General features: G+C 69.0%; 14 protein-coding genes. 9 read left to right on the top strand and 5 right to left on the bottom strand.

Annotated elements, in window-relative coordinates; all coding sequences use genetic code 11:
* Positions 1-101: 101 nt before the first annotated feature.
* Together ABZV40_RS31515 and ABZV40_RS31510 are read right to left on the bottom strand one after the other, a co-directional pair.
* A complete protein-coding gene (locus ABZV40_RS31515) occupies positions 102-1,478 on the bottom strand; it encodes an FtsW/RodA/SpoVE family cell cycle protein (RefSeq protein ID WP_355449611.1) in 1,377 nt (458 codons plus the stop codon).
* Positions 1,479-1,643: 165 nt separating this feature from the next.
* A complete protein-coding gene (locus ABZV40_RS31510) occupies positions 1,644-2,021 on the bottom strand; it encodes a hypothetical protein (RefSeq protein WP_355449608.1) in 378 nt (125 codons plus the stop codon).
* A gap of 336 nt (positions 2,022-2,357) precedes the next feature.
* Here ABZV40_RS31510 and ABZV40_RS31505 point away from each other — a divergent pair, with 336 nt between their 5' ends.
* Positions 2,358-3,179, top strand: a complete 822-nt coding sequence (locus ABZV40_RS31505) for an RICIN domain-containing protein (protein ID WP_355449605.1) — start codon at positions 2,358-2,360, stop codon at positions 3,177-3,179.
* A 2-nt stretch (positions 3,180-3,181) separates the two neighbouring features.
* Here ABZV40_RS31505 and ABZV40_RS31500 read toward each other — a convergent pair whose 3' ends face one another.
* From ABZV40_RS31500 to ABZV40_RS31490, 3 genes are all read right to left on the bottom strand, one after another.
* Positions 3,182-4,765, bottom strand: a complete 1,584-nt coding sequence (locus ABZV40_RS31500; protein ID WP_355449603.1) for a Na+/H+ antiporter — start codon at positions 4,763-4,765, stop codon at positions 3,182-3,184.
* Between the two features lie 148 nt (positions 4,766-4,913).
* Entirely contained in the window at positions 4,914-5,222 is a 309-nt protein-coding gene (gene trxA, locus ABZV40_RS31495; protein ID WP_189256903.1) for a thioredoxin, read from the bottom strand.
* Positions 5,213-5,599 carry a MerR family transcriptional regulator gene (locus ABZV40_RS31490; protein ID WP_355449599.1) on the bottom strand — a complete coding sequence of 129 codons (387 nt, stop codon included), beginning with the start codon at positions 5,597-5,599 and terminating at the stop codon, positions 5,213-5,215. The genes trxA and ABZV40_RS31490 overlap by 10 nt, the downstream gene beginning before the upstream one ends.
* Before the next feature lie 144 nt (positions 5,600-5,743).
* Here ABZV40_RS31490 and ABZV40_RS31485 point away from each other — a divergent pair, with 144 nt between their 5' ends.
* The 8 genes from ABZV40_RS31485 (at position 5,744) to ABZV40_RS31450 (ending at position 13,261) form a co-directional block, all read left to right on the top strand.
* Positions 5,744-6,586 carry an LLM class flavin-dependent oxidoreductase gene (locus ABZV40_RS31485; RefSeq protein WP_355449596.1) on the top strand — a complete coding sequence of 281 codons (843 nt, stop codon included), beginning with the start codon at positions 5,744-5,746 and terminating at the stop codon, positions 6,584-6,586.
* A 160-nt stretch (positions 6,587-6,746) separates the two neighbouring features.
* Positions 6,747-8,018: an LLM class flavin-dependent oxidoreductase gene (locus tag ABZV40_RS31480; protein WP_355449593.1), complete on the top strand. Its 1,272-nt coding sequence runs from the start codon at positions 6,747-6,749 to the stop codon at positions 8,016-8,018.
* 252 nt (positions 8,019-8,270) lie between these two features.
* On the top strand, positions 8,271-9,119 hold the full coding sequence (locus ABZV40_RS31475; protein ID WP_355449590.1) for an amino acid ABC transporter permease: 849 nt from the start codon (positions 8,271-8,273) through the stop codon (positions 9,117-9,119).
* Positions 9,116-9,838 carry an amino acid ABC transporter ATP-binding protein gene (locus tag ABZV40_RS31470; RefSeq protein WP_355449587.1) on the top strand — a complete coding sequence of 241 codons (723 nt, stop codon included), beginning with the start codon at positions 9,116-9,118 and terminating at the stop codon, positions 9,836-9,838. Before ABZV40_RS31475 ends, ABZV40_RS31470 begins: the two co-directional genes overlap by 4 nt.
* 13 nt (positions 9,839-9,851) lie before the next feature.
* Positions 9,852-10,784, top strand: a complete 933-nt coding sequence (locus ABZV40_RS31465) for an ABC transporter substrate-binding protein (RefSeq protein ID WP_355449584.1) — start codon at positions 9,852-9,854, stop codon at positions 10,782-10,784.
* A 10-nt stretch (positions 10,785-10,794) separates the two neighbouring features.
* Positions 10,795-11,247: a winged helix-turn-helix domain-containing protein gene (locus tag ABZV40_RS31460; RefSeq protein WP_355449581.1), complete on the top strand. Its 453-nt coding sequence runs from the start codon at positions 10,795-10,797 to the stop codon at positions 11,245-11,247.
* A gap of 84 nt (positions 11,248-11,331) precedes the next feature.
* Positions 11,332-12,342, top strand: coding sequence for a methyltransferase (locus ABZV40_RS31455; protein ID WP_355449578.1), 1,011 nt, complete (start codon positions 11,332-11,334; stop codon positions 12,340-12,342).
* An 82-nt stretch (positions 12,343-12,424) separates the two neighbouring features.
* On the top strand, positions 12,425-13,261 hold the full coding sequence (locus tag ABZV40_RS31450) for an aminoglycoside phosphotransferase family protein (protein ID WP_355449576.1): 837 nt from the start codon (positions 12,425-12,427) through the stop codon (positions 13,259-13,261).
* Positions 13,262-13,629: the final 368 nt, after the last annotated feature.

The raw sequence follows: 13,629 nt of genomic DNA, 5'->3' as shown, positions 1-13,629 counted from the left end.
ACCACGCCCGGCCGCCCGTTCGCCGTGTATTAGGGGATCCTAAATCCACCTCAGGTGGATGAAGGCGCCCTTCATCCACGGCAAAGGTCGCGCTTGGCCGGTCACGAGGTCGTGCGCACCATGACCGTTTCCGCGCCCGCGAGGGGAATCCGCGGTGGCGGAGCCGGCGGCGCGACCGACGGCCGGCGCGCGGCGTCGGAAACGCGCAGCAGCAAAGCCACCAGCATGTAGTTGGCCAGCAGCGACGACCCGCCTTTGGACAGGAACGGCGCGGTGATCCCGGTCTCCGGAATGAACTTCATGGCGCCACCCACCACCACGAACACCTGCAGGATGATCGCGAAGGAAAGCCCGCCGGCGAGCAGCTTGCCGAAGTCGTCCCGCACCGTGAGAGCGCTGCGCATGCCCAGGATCGCCAGCAGCAAGTAGGTCAGCAGAAGCGCGCTGAGCCCGATCAGTCCGAGCTCCTCGCCGAACGCGACGGTGATGAAGTCGGTGTTCGCCTCCGGCACCAGGTCCGGGTGGCCGACGCCCAGGCCGGTTCCGGAGATACCTCCGGCAGCGAGTGCGAACATGGCCCGCGCCATCTGATAGCCCTTGCCGTAGTAGTCGGCGAACGGGTCGACCCAGTTGGCCACCCGCACCCGGACGTGCGAGAAGAGGTGGTAGGCGACGAAACAGCCGATGCTGAACAAGGTCATCCCGACTGCCACCCAGCCGATCCGTCCGGTCGCCACGTACAGCATGGACAGGACGATTCCGAAGAACAGCAGTGACGCCCCGAGCTCCTTTTCCAGGGCGAGCACGCCGATGGACACGCCCCAGGCGGCCAACAGCGGCCCGAGATCCCGCAGTCGCGGCAGTTGGACACCGGCGACGCGCCGCCCGGCGACCACGAACAGTTCGCGCTTGGCGACCAGGAACGCGGCGAAGAAGACGATCAGCAGAATCTTGGCGAACTCCCCGGGCTGAATGCTGAGGCCGCCCACCCGAACCCACACCTTGGCGCCCTGCACCTCGGAGATCGAACTGGGCAGAACGCCCGGCAGGATCAACGCGACCAGCCCGGCCAGCCCGCAGGTGTAACCGTATTTGGCGAGCACCCGGTGGTCCCTGAGCACAGCGATCACGACCAGGAAGAACACCAGTGCGACGGCGGTCCAGGCGACCTGCCGCGGCGCCGCCGGCTGGGACACGTCATCCGCGAGGTCCAGCCGGTAGATCATCACCAGACCGAGACCGTTGAGCAACGCGACACACGGCAGGATCAACGGGTCGGCATAGGGCGCCCAGCGACGCACGGCCAGATGCGCCACCACAAACACCGAGAGGAACGCGAGGCCGAGCCACACCGCGGTCATCGTGAGCGGATGGTGCGTGTTGATCTCGACCAGCGCGAACGCCGCCGTCACGATCAACGCGGCGAACACCAGCATCACCAGTTCGACGCGACGCCCCACGTCCCCGGACCCGCCCATCACACCCTCCATCGACAGTCACGGGCCGAAGCCCGTCACTGAAGCTGGCAGGTTCGGCGTGTCCCGGCCGTCAAGTGGCGCAATGTCCGCTCCTGCAAGTGTGCTGGCTAACTCGCCCTCCCTCCTCCGCGGTGGCGAGGAGGGAGGGCGAGGCATGACCGGTGGTCAGCAGGGCACGGAAGAGCCACCGCCGCTGAGGTAGCGACCGTAGATCCAGCCGATGCTGGCGCCGTTCTGGTCGCGGACCCAGGTCCACCTGTTGCCGTAGCTGTTCGTGACGTAGCAGTCGTAGCTCACCTTGGCTTTTTCCGGAACGGAACCCACGACTTTGCAGTCCCCGTACGGGCCGGTGTGCGCCGGAGCGCCGCCGGACTTCGTCACCGTGCCGGATCCGTCGTCGAAGTCGTGGTGCGGCCAGTTCGCGTTCCCGCACGTGACGGCGGCCGGTCCGAGGTCGGCGGCCTGCGCCGGCGGTCCCGCGGCGGTCGCCACGAGCGCGGTGCCGACAAGGGCGGCTCCTGCAACGAGTGCACGCAAATACATGCTCTTCTCCATTCGGGTGAAGCGTCATTTCGGCCGGTTTTGGAATGCGGATTGCCGCGATCCCGGCGACGCGATGCCAGCTTGGCAAGTCGGTCGGCGTGCGCCAAGCGATTCGCGGCGTCCCGGACGGTCTCGGCGACTCTTGCCTGGTCAGGTGGCATCTGTCCGAACGGCCGGACAAGATCCCCTGACCAGCCGACGCCGTTGGGACCTCCGGTCCGCCACGATGAGATGGTGACTCCTCATCGCGTCCAGCCGGAATCAGCGCGAGATGTCGCGGAGTTCTCCGCCCTTCTGCGGTCGCTCAAAAAGAATTCGGGACGAACCCTGCGACAATTGGAAGAACACGCGGCCGAGTACGGCGATGTTCTGCCCCGCAGCACCGTCGCCGACATGCTGCGCCGTGAAGCACTTCCCCGGCCGGAGCTGCTGGCGGCGTTCGTGCGCGCGTGCGGCGACGGGCAGCACCTGGCGGCGTGGTTGAGCACCAGGGAACGTCTGGCCGTGGGCACGTTCCTCGACGTGGAGCCGGCGGAGGTGCCATCGGAAGCACCATCGGGGCGACGGAAGCGGTGGCTCGCCGCCACGACGGCGGTGGTCGTGGTGGTGATCGCCGCGGTCGTCGCCACAGTTCTGCTCGGCGGCTCCTCCGGCCCGACGGCGTTGCCGTCCAACGGCTGGTACCTGCTGCGCCCGGGCCACATCGCCGATCGCGGCCTCTGCGTGGGGGAGGGCAGCGAACGCAACAAGCGCACCGATCGCGAGCTCGCCGTTCAGCGGCCGTGCGCGAACCTGGTGCCGGACACGTATCTCGAAACACTCGGCACCGGGGTGTACCTGATCAAGTGGCATCACCCGGTGAAGGGCTGGGGCTGTCTGTCCGTGGACGAGGCCTCGCTCGACGACGGCATGCTGCTGGCTCCCAGGAACTGCACATCGGCGGCCAACCAGCGGTTCCTGTTCCAGCCGGTCTCCGTTCCCGTGCCGAACGGTTTCGTGCTGCGGCCGGTGCACAGCGGCAAGTGCGTGGGTCTGCTCGGCGGTCCGTCCGACGTCGACGCCGGCGCCGAACTGTCCCAGGAGACCTGTTCTGGTCAGGCCGACCAGGAGTTCCTCCTGGAACCGGTCGAACACGCGCGGGTCGAGCCGTCGAGCTGAGGTCAGTCCTCGTCGACCTCGCGCCGGGACAGCCGCACCTCCTCGACGTCGAGCTTGCGCTGCACCGCCCGCAGCACGATGTCGTCGATGGCCCGTTCGTCGCGCAACCGCACCACGGTCGCCCGCTTGTGCGCGATCAGCTCCAGCCGCAGCGCGGTGTACTCGCCCTCGGACTGCACCACCTCCTCGTTGCCGGATTCCTTGGCGCGCACGACCTCCAGGTGGTGTTCGTACTCGGCGAGCACGCGCTTGTAGACGACGTCCGAAACGCCCACCTTGTCGGCGAGGCGCGGCAAAGCCTCGTAGGCCTCCTCGGACGCGGTCGTCTGGGCCAGCTTCAGTTCCTCCTCCACCGCGGTGTCCTCCGGCAGCCGCGAGAACCGGAGGATCGACGGCAGCATGATCGACTGCACGATCAGGGTCAGCACGACGACACCGGACGTGATGAGGATGATCTGGTCGCGGAACGGGAAGGGCGCGCCACCGACGACCGTGTCCGGCACGGCCAGCGCGGCGGCCAGCGACACGGCGCCGCGGAACCCCGCGCCCGCCGACACCAGGCGCTGGCGTGCGCCGACGCGGCGCAGTCGTTGCTGCGGCCGGCGGTCGAGCGCGCGGATGACGTACGGCGTGGTGTAGCTCCAGAGCAGGCGGGTGCCCGCCACCGCGAGCGCCACCAGGCCGATCGTGCCGAACGCCCGCAGCGTCTCCGAGCCGTTCAGCGACCGGATCGCGCCGTTGGCCTGGAGCCCGATCAGGACGAACAGGGCGCCGTTGAGCAGGAACGTGGCGATGCCCCAGAACGCGGAGCTCATCTGACGGGTGTCCGCGGGCACGACGCGCGGCCCGACCTGCGACAACGCCAGGCCGCACACGACCACCGCGATCACGCCGGAGCCGTGGGCGACCTCGGCCAGCAGGAACGCGGTGAACGGGGTGAGGATGCTGACCACGGTCTCGTGCATCGGGTTGTCGAGCCGCTTGCGGACCTGCACGGCGAGCCAGGCGACCGCGAGACCCGCCACCGCGCCGCCCGCGTAGGACAGCAGCAGTCGCAACCCGACCAGGCCGACGCTGAACTGCTGCTCGCCCGTGGTGATCGCGATGGCGATCGCGTAGATCACCAGCGCCGTGCCGTCGTTGATCAACGACTCGGCGCGCAGGATGGTCGTGGTGCGGCGCGGCATGCCGCGGGCGATGGCCGAGACGGCGGTCGCGTCGGTGGGCGCGAGGGCCGCGCCGAGCACCCACGCAGGACCCCAGTCGAGGCCCAGCGCGTGGGCGACCGCCGCGACCGCCGCCGCGGTGGCGAGCACGAGCAGCGTGCTGAGCAGCACGATCGGGCGCAGGTTGCTGCGGATCTCCCGCAACGAGGTGTTGAGGCTCTCCCAGTACAGCAGCGCCGGGAGGAAGATCAGCAGCATCGCCTCCGGCGGCAGGCTGACCGACTCCAGCGCGGGCACGAAGCCGAGCACCGCGCCGCACACGACCAGCAGCACCGGGGCCGCGAGGCGCAACCGTCCAGACGCGACGCTGCTCGCCAGGACGCAGACGCCCAGCACCACCACGAGTTCGAGACCGAGCATGGCCTCAATCTAGGTGGCTCACGCGCTGAGCGCGTCATCCAATTCGGCCCCCGGCGCCAGGCCCGGCCCTGGCGGAGCTCGATGAACGGCGCATTCGTTCACCTCAGGTGGATGAAGGTTCCGTTCATCGAGGAAGGGGCGGACGCGCTCACGCGCTGAGCGCGTCATCCAATTCCGCGAGCAACCGCGACTTGGGGCGCGCTCCCACGATCTGCCGGATCGGTACGCCGTCGCGGAACAGCAGCATCGTGGGCAGCGACATGACCTGGTAGTCGCGCGCGGTGGCGGTGTTCTCGTCGGCGTTGATCTTCAGCACGGTCAGGTCGTCGCGTTCCCGGTCGATCTCGTCGAGCACGGGCGAGAGCATGTGGCACGGCCCGCACCACTGCGCCCAGAACTCGACGAGCACGGTGCCGGTCCGGGTCTTCTCCGCGAACGTGGCGTCGGTCAGCTGCACTGGAACTCCTTGGGTTCTGGCACGAGGCACGGATCGGAGAAGGCGAGTCTGGCCAGCAGGAACTCCCGGACGGTCTGGAGCCGCTCCAGGCAGGCGTCCACCTCGGCGAGCTTGCGCCGGTAGACCTCCCGCGAGTCGGGGCACGAGTCGCCCGACTCGTGGCCCGCGCGCAGGCACGCCACGAACGGCTTGGTGTCCTCCAGCGACAGCCCGACCGCCTGCAGCGACTGGATCTCCTTCACCAGCCGCAGGTCGTGGTCGTCGTACTCGCGGTAGCCGTTGGACGTGCGTTGCGCCGCCAGCAGTCCCTGGGACTCGTAGAAGCGCAGCGCACGCGTGGTGGTGCCGGCTCGCTTGGCCAGTTCGCCGATCCTCATGACCGGAACGCTAAACCTTGACGCGCACGTCAAGGCAAACCCTCGAAATATTCCCGTCCCGGCGAGTTTTCCCACCCTGTGGCCGTGGAAGCGGCGAACCCCTTGGCGCGCACAGAATGCGAGGACCCGACGAGAGGGGGACCGGTGGGGTCACCACTGCACCTGGCCGTCGCGTTGCGCGCGACCGGCGACGAGGCGTTCACCGCGAAGCACTGGGTGGAGCTCGCCCGCGAGGCCGAGGAGGCCGCGCTCGACTTCGTCACGTTCGACGACTCGCTGGGCGGCGAGCCCGGCCTCGACGCGGTGCTGACCGCCGCCCGCGTCGCGCCGCTCACCTCGCGCATCGGCCTGGTGCCGACGGCGGTCGTCACGCACACCGAGCCGTTCCACCTGTCGAAGGCCATCGCGACGCTCGACTACGTCAGCAAGGGGCGGGCGGGCGTCCAGCTGACGACGGACTCGTTGCACGGCAAGCACTTCGGGCGGCGCGAGAACTTCGACGACCTGTGGGAGGAGGCCGCCGACCACGCAGAGGTGTTGCGGCGGCTGTGGGACAGCTGGGAGGACGGCGCCGAGATCCGCGACGTCACCACCGGCCGGTTCATCGACCGCGAGAAGCTGCACCACATCGACTTCGAGGGCCGCTGGTTCAGCGTGCGCGGACCGTCGATCACGCCGCGGCCGCCGCAGGGCCATCCGCCGATCGCCGCCACCGAGCCGGGGTTCGCGGACATCGTGTTCGGCGACGACCCCTCGGTGCCCGGCGCGCTCGTCTTCCGCGACGTCACCGGGGTCCCCGAGGCCGGCCAGCTGCGCGAGTGGCAGGAGCAGGGGTTCGCCGGGTTCCGCATTCACGCCGACCTGCACGAGGTCACCCGCGGGCTCGTCCCGGAACTGCGCGGGAAAGGCCTGTTCCGGACGGAGTACGAGCACACCACGCTGCGCGGCCACCTCGGTCTCGCGAAGCCCGCCAACCAGTACGCCTGAAGCGCCTGGCCGGAGGTTCTGCCCGTGACGCGTGCCTGAACGCAGCGCGCCAGGTGCTCGATGAAGGGCGCCTTGCTCCACCTGAGGTGGATGAATGAGCCGTTCATCGACGGCGAACGCGCGCGGGACCTGTGGCTGGACGGCTCAGAAGGAGCGCAAGATGACCAAGCAGATCCACCTCGCCGCGCACTTCCCCGGCGTGAACAACACGACGGTGTGGAGCGATCCGCAGGCGGGCAGCCACATCGAGTTCGACTCGTTCGTCCACTTGGCACGGACGGCGGAACGGGCGAAGTTCGACTTCTTCTTCCTCGCCGAGGGACTGCGGCTGCGTGAGCAGGGCGGCCAGATCTACGACCTCGACGTGGTAGGCCGGCCGGACACGTTCACCGTGCTCGCCGCGCTGGCCGCGGTGACCGACCGGCTCGGGCTGGCCGGCACGATCAACTCCACGTTCAACGAGCCCTACGAGGTGGCCAGGCAGTTCGCCTCGCTCGACCACCTCTCCGAAGGGCGCGCGGCGTGGAACGTCGTCACGTCGTGGGACGCCTTCACCGGCGAGAACTTCCGTCGCGGAGGGTTTCTCAAGCAGGAGGACCGCTACACCCGCGCGGAGTCGTTCCTGCGCACGGCGTGGAAGCTCTTCGACACCGGCATCGGCCGGTTCGAGCACAAGGACGAGCACTTCGACATCAGTGGCACCTTCGGGGTCCCGCAGTCACCGCAGGGCCGTCCGGTGATATTGCAGGCGGGGGACTCCGACGAGGGCAGGGAGTTCGCCGCCGCCACCGCCGACGCGATCTTCTCGCGGCACGGGACGCTGGAGGCGGGGCAGCGGTTCTACCGCGACGTGAAGGGCAGGCTGGCCAAGTACGGCCGCACGCCTAATCAACTGGTGGTGCTGCCCGCCGCCACGTTCATCCTCGGCGACACCGACGCGGACGCCCAGGAGAAGGCGGCTCAGGTGCGCCGGCAGCAGGTCAGCGGGGCGACCGCGATCCGGTTCCTGGAACAGGTGTGGAACCGGGATCTCAGCGCTTACGACCCGGACGGTCCGTTGCCGGTGGAGGAGCCGCTGACCGGCGAGAACACCATCGCGAAGGGCCGCGCGAGCGTCCGGATGTTCAAGGACCCCGTCGCCACGGTGAAGGAGTGGCGCGAGCGGGCCGCGGCCAAGAACCTGTCGATCCGCGACCTCGTGATCGACGTGAGCGCGCGGCAGACGTTCATCGGGTCGGCGGACACCGTCGCCACGCAGATCAACGACCTGGTGCAGCAGGACGCGGCGGACGGGTTCATCCTCGTGCCGCACGTGACGCCGGGCGGGTTGGACGAGTTCGCCGACACCGTCGTGCCGCTGCTCCAGGAACGCGGCGTCTTCCGGGAGGACTACACCGGTCCGACCCTGCGGGATCACCTCGGTCTCCGATAGTTGTTCACCACGTGGACGTCCTTGCTCAGGCAATCGTGCGCTCCCTAACGTGAGGCGCGTTCTGCACGTGCTCTCATCCGAGCGCAGGGAAGGGAGGGCAGGAATGACCGACTTCGCCTTGTTCCTGTCCTCCCGCAGGCACGTCGACCACGGGCGCGTGTCGAGCGCCGCCTGTACCGGTTGACCTCTCGGCCCTTCCTCGCCCCGCCTGCCCGACAAGGACCCACCATGTCTTCCGGCACCCTCACTCCAGTGTCCACAAAGGACGTCGAACTGGCGAAGTTGCCCGTCGTCGCCGCCCGCCACCCGTGGCGGTGGGTCGGCGTCGCCGCCGTGCTGGTGCTCGTGGCGCAGTTCGTCCACGGCCTGGTCACCAACCCCGCGTGGGACTGGCCGACGTTCGCCCGCTACTTCACCGCCCAGTCGATCCTCACCGCCGTCGGCACCACGATCCTGCTGACCGTCGCCGGTACGGTGCTGGGCTTCGCCCTGGGCATCGTGGTCGCGGTGCTGCGGCTCTCGAAAAGCCCGTTCCTGCAAGCGGTCGGCTGGACCTACGTCTGGGCGTTCCGGTCGATCCCGCTGATCGTGCAGCTGCTGTTCTGGTTCAACATCTCCTACCTCTACCAGCGGCTCAGCCTCGGCATCCCGTTCGGCCCGGAGTTCGTGACGTTCGAGACGGTGCAGCTGATCAGCCCGATGGGCGCGGCCGTGCTCGGACTCGCGCTGCACCAGGCCGCGTACGCCGCCGAGATCGTCCGCTCCGGCGTGATCTCCGTCGACCGCGGCCAGCTCGAAGCCGCCGCCGCGCTGGGCATCCCGAGGTTCCGGCAGTTCCGCAGGATCGTGCTGCCCCAGGCGATGCGCGCCATCCTGCCGAACGCCGCGAACGAGGTGATCAGCCTCTTCAAGGGCACGTCGGTCGTGTCCGTGATGGCGATCGGCGAGCTGTTCTACCAGGTCCAGGTGATCTACGGCCGCAACGCGCGCGTCGTCGCGCTGCTGATGGTCGCCACCGTCTGGTACATCATCCTGACCACGCTGCTCTCGATCGGCCAGCACTACGTCGAGCGCCACTTCGCCCGAGGAGACCGCCGGTGATCGAGGTGCTGGGCGTGCACAAGAGCTTCGGCTCCAACGAGGTGCTGCGCGGGGTGTCGCTGGACGTCGCGGCCGGCGAGGTCGTGGTGGTGCTCGGGCCGTCGGGTTCGGGCAAGTCGACGTTGCTGCGCACGATCAACCACCTGGAGAAGGTCGACCGCGGGTTCATCAGCATCGACGGCGACCTGGTCGGGTACGAGCGGCGCGGCGGCAAGCTGCACGAGCTCAAGGAACGCGAGATCCTCAAGCAGCGCAGGCACATCGGGTTCGTGTTCCAGAACTTCAACCTGTTCCCGCACCTGACCGCGCTGGAGAACGTCGCCGAGGTCGCACCGGTCGAAGAGGCGCGGCGGTTCCTGGCCCGCGTCGGCCTGGCGGACAAGGAGAACTCCTACCCGCGCCAGCTCTCCGGCGGCCAGCAGCAACGCGTCGCGATCGCGCGAGCCCTGGCCACGAAACCGAAAGTCGTGCTCTTCGACGAGCCGACCTCGGCGCTCGACCCGGAACTGGTCGGCGAGGTGCTCGACGTGCTGCGCGACCTCGCCCGGTCCGGCACCACGATGATCGTCGTCACCCATGAGATCGGTTTCGCCCGCGAGGTGGCCGACCGCATCGTGTTCGTCGACCAGGGCGTGATCGTCGAGCAGGGCACGCCGTCCGAGGTGCTCGACCGCCCGTCCCACGAACGCACCCGCGCGTTCCTCTCCAAGGTTCTCTAGCAAGGAGTTCGTTGTGCGCAAACCACTTCTCGCCGCGCTGGCCCTCGTCCTCGCCGCCTGCGGCACGGCCGAGAGCGAGCCCTCGTCCAGCGGCGGGGCCCTGAACGTCAACCTGAGCCCGGACCAGAAGCGCGTGACGGCGCAGAAGGACGACAAGATCGCGTCGAAGGTGCCGGAGAAGTTCAGAACCAAGGGCGAGCTCGTCATCGGCGGCTCCGCGGGCACCGCGCCGCCACTGCGGTTCTACGCCACCGACGACAAGACCGTGATCGGCGTCGAGACCGACATCGCGACGCTGGTCGCCGACGTGCTGGGCCTCAAGCCGAAGCTGGAGGTCTCCTCGTGGGAGAACCTCTTCGTGGGCCTGGACAGCGGTGCGTTCGACGTCGGCCTGTCCAACATCACGGTCACCGAGGCGCGCAAGGAGAAGTACGACTTCGCCACCTACCGCCTGGACACGCTGGCGTTCGAGGCGAAGAAGGGCGGCACCTGGCGGGTGAAGGAGCCCGAGGACGTGGCCGGCAAGGTGATCGCCGTCGGTTCCGGCACCAACCAGGAGAAGATCCTCGTCGACTGGAGCACCAAGAACGTCGCCGCGGGCCTCAAGGCCACCGACATCAAGTACTTCCAGAACTCGTCGGACTACTACCTGGCGCTGCAGTCCGGCCGCATCGACGCCTACCTCGGCCCGAACCCCACGTCGGCCTACCACGCGGCCACGTCCGGCCAGACCGAGGTGATCGGCACCTTCTCCGGCGGCGCCGCCGTGCAGGGCAAGATCGCCGTGACCACCAAGAAGGACAACGGTCTCGTCGCCCCGGTCCAGGAGGCGCTCAACCAGCTGATCGCCAACGGCAAGTACGCCGAGGTGCTCCAGCGCTGGGGTCTGTCCGACGAGGCCGTGCCGGCGTCGGAGATCAACCCCCAAGGCCTGCCGAAGACCTGAGGACACCGCCATGCGATTCAGCATCACCATCGACACCGAGAACGAGGACGTCGCACTGCGGCTGCTCGGCGCGTTGAAGGACGCGGGCCTGGTGCAGGCCACCGAGGCCGTGGTCGACGAGGCGGACGTGCGGATCCTGCCGGACACCCGGCAGGTCCTGTTCCGGGGAGAACCCGTCGAGCTGACCAGACTGGAGTTCGAGCTGCTGCTGCACCTGTGCGAACACCCCGATCGCGTGCATCGCCGTCGTGACCTCCTCGCCGCGGTGTGGGGTGTGAACGACAACTACAGCGGCGCCCGGACGGTCGACGTGCACGTGCGGCGGGTGCGGCAGAAGCTCGGTGACGCGGCGGACGTGATCCAGACCGTGCGCGGGGTCGGGTACCTGGTCGCCTCCAGCGGGCGGGTGCGGGTGGAGAGGTCGCCGAACGTCGTGCAGCTCGCCGAGCGGCGGGCCGGGTGAGCGATGTTCCACCGATCAGACCGGTCCGGTGTGCGCGGAACAGTCCTTGTGCGGCCGTTGTGGGTTGATTAGTTTTCAACTGATATGACGGATCACCAGACCATCGTGTTCGAGACGATGGATCCGCTGTTCAAGCACATGCTGTCCGGGTACCTCCTGCGCACCGCCCTGGAGCTGGGCCTGCCCGACCTGGTGGGCGAGGAACCCGTGCCCGTCGCGGACCTCGCGCGCACGGCCGGCATCGATCCGGACCTCACTCTCCGCCTGTTCCGCGCCCTGCACGGGCTCGGTTTCTTCCGCAGAGCGGCGCCGTACACCTACGTGCACAACGAACTCTCGCGGCTGTTGCGGACGAACACCGGAGACGCCCCCGCGGAGATCGTCAGCGGGTTCTTCAAGCCGGACTGGATGTGGCCGTTGTGGGAGAGGTTCACGGACGCGGTGCGCACCGGCACCTCGCCGTTCTCCTCGGTGCACGGCAAGGACTTCTACAGCTTCCTCGGTGACGCACCCCAGGTGGCGGAGAGCTTCAACCGCGCGATGACGTTGTCGTTGGGCCCCACCAACCCGCTGGTGGCCGAAGCCCTGGACCTCGACGGCGTGCACCACCTGGTGGACGTCGGCGGCGGCCAGGGAACCCTGCTGCGCGCGGTGCTGGAGCGCCACCCCGCTGTGCGCGGCACGCTCTTCGACCTCGACGTCGCCCTCGTGGACGCGGACCCCGAACTGCGCGGCGGCGCGCTGGCGGAACGGTGTGATGTCGTTGCCGGGGACGCGCGGGAGTCCGTGCCGGCCGCGGACGCCTACCTGATGCGGCTGATCCTGCACAACTGGGACGACGACACGTGCGTGCGGATCCTGTCGCGCTGTGCCGAGGCCGGGAACCCCGGCGCGCGGGTCTTCGTGGTGGAGGCGTTGCTGTCGGACGGCCACGCGTTCGTGCCGCTCATGGACCTGCAGATGTTCATGCTGGTCGGGGGCAAGGAGCGGGACGAGGACGAGTTCGCCGCGCTGTTCGAACGGGCCGGTCTTCGGCACGTCGGCGTGCGGGCGACGCCCAGCGCCCTGCGCGTGATCGAGGCCAGGCGGCCCTAAAGCGGTTGCCGCCTCGCGGAGGCCTGGTGTTGCATGGCACGCCGGGCCTCAACGGGGGAGTGGTCGAATGCAGGTGTCCCTTGTGGACGAATTGATCCGCACGCAGTTCCCGCGCTGGCATGGCCTTCCCATCACGCCCGTCGAGCACGGCGGCACCAGCCACGCGATCTACCGGCTGGGCGACGACCTCGCGGTCCGGTTGCCGAACCGCGAGTGGTCAACCGGTCAGGCCGAACGCGAATCCACCGTTCTGTCCCTGCTCGCCCGTCACCTCCCGGTCGCCACGCCGGAACCGGTCGGGCTGGGCGAACCCGGTTCCGGTTACCCGCACCGCTGGACGGTCGTGCGCTGGTTGCCCGGACACACCGCCACCGTCTCCGAAGTCCGTTCCGACACACCGATCCGCCTCGCGGAGCTGATCCACGCGTTGAAGGGCATCGAGGTGGGCGACGCGCAGTGGGTCCCGCACCGCGGCAACGCGCACATCGGCGAGCACGACGACCTGATTCGCGAGCGGATCACGCAGGTCGGAGGAGATCCGAGGCTCTTCGCGCTGTGGCAGGAGGCGCTCGACGCGCCGCCCTGGTCCGGGCCGCCGCGCTGGCTGCACGCCGACCTGCACAGCGGCAACCTCCTGTTCACCAGCGGTGAGCTGACCGGTGTGATCGACTGGGGCTGTGCCGGGGCCGGTGATCCGGCCGGTGACCTGATGGCTGCCTGGCTGTTCCTCGACGAACGCGGCAGGCGGGCGTTCCGGCGCGAGCTCGGCGAGTTCGACGACGCCGCGTGGGTTCGTGCCCGCGGCTGGGCGCTGCACCTCGCGGTCCTGGGGCTGCCGTACTACCGCGACACCAACCCGGTCTTCGCCGACATCTGCCGGCACACGCTCGACCAGCTCTGTCCTGGGTGGAACGGCTAGCAGCAGGCAGAGCGCCGCGCAGGGGATCTCCGCGAAACCCGCCATGGCGACGGCGACGGCCAGTTCCGCGCCGGTGGACGTGGCGAGGTCGAGGCAGGCGTCGACGAGGAGCAGTCCCGCCGCGACGGCCGCGGGCACGCGGTAGTGGGCGCCGGTGCGCACCAGGAGTCCTGTGGTGAGCAGGGCGGCGGCTTCCAGGCTGTCCAGGGTGACCCAGAGGGCGGCCTGCGCGGGTGGCAGGGTGACGGCGAGGTGGGCGAGCCAGGGCAGCAGGACGAGGCCTGATCCGATCAGCAGCCGGGAGGTGGAGGTCACGTGATCAACCCTCTGATTTCCGCGGTCTGGAGTCAGTCGCACTGCTTTCCGTC

It is taken from the genome of Lentzea sp. NPDC004782 (genome assembly GCF_040609115.1).
Taxonomy (GTDB): domain Bacteria; phylum Actinomycetota; class Actinomycetes; order Mycobacteriales; family Pseudonocardiaceae; genus Lentzea.
This window is presented reverse-complemented; position numbering and strand designations above follow the sequence as displayed.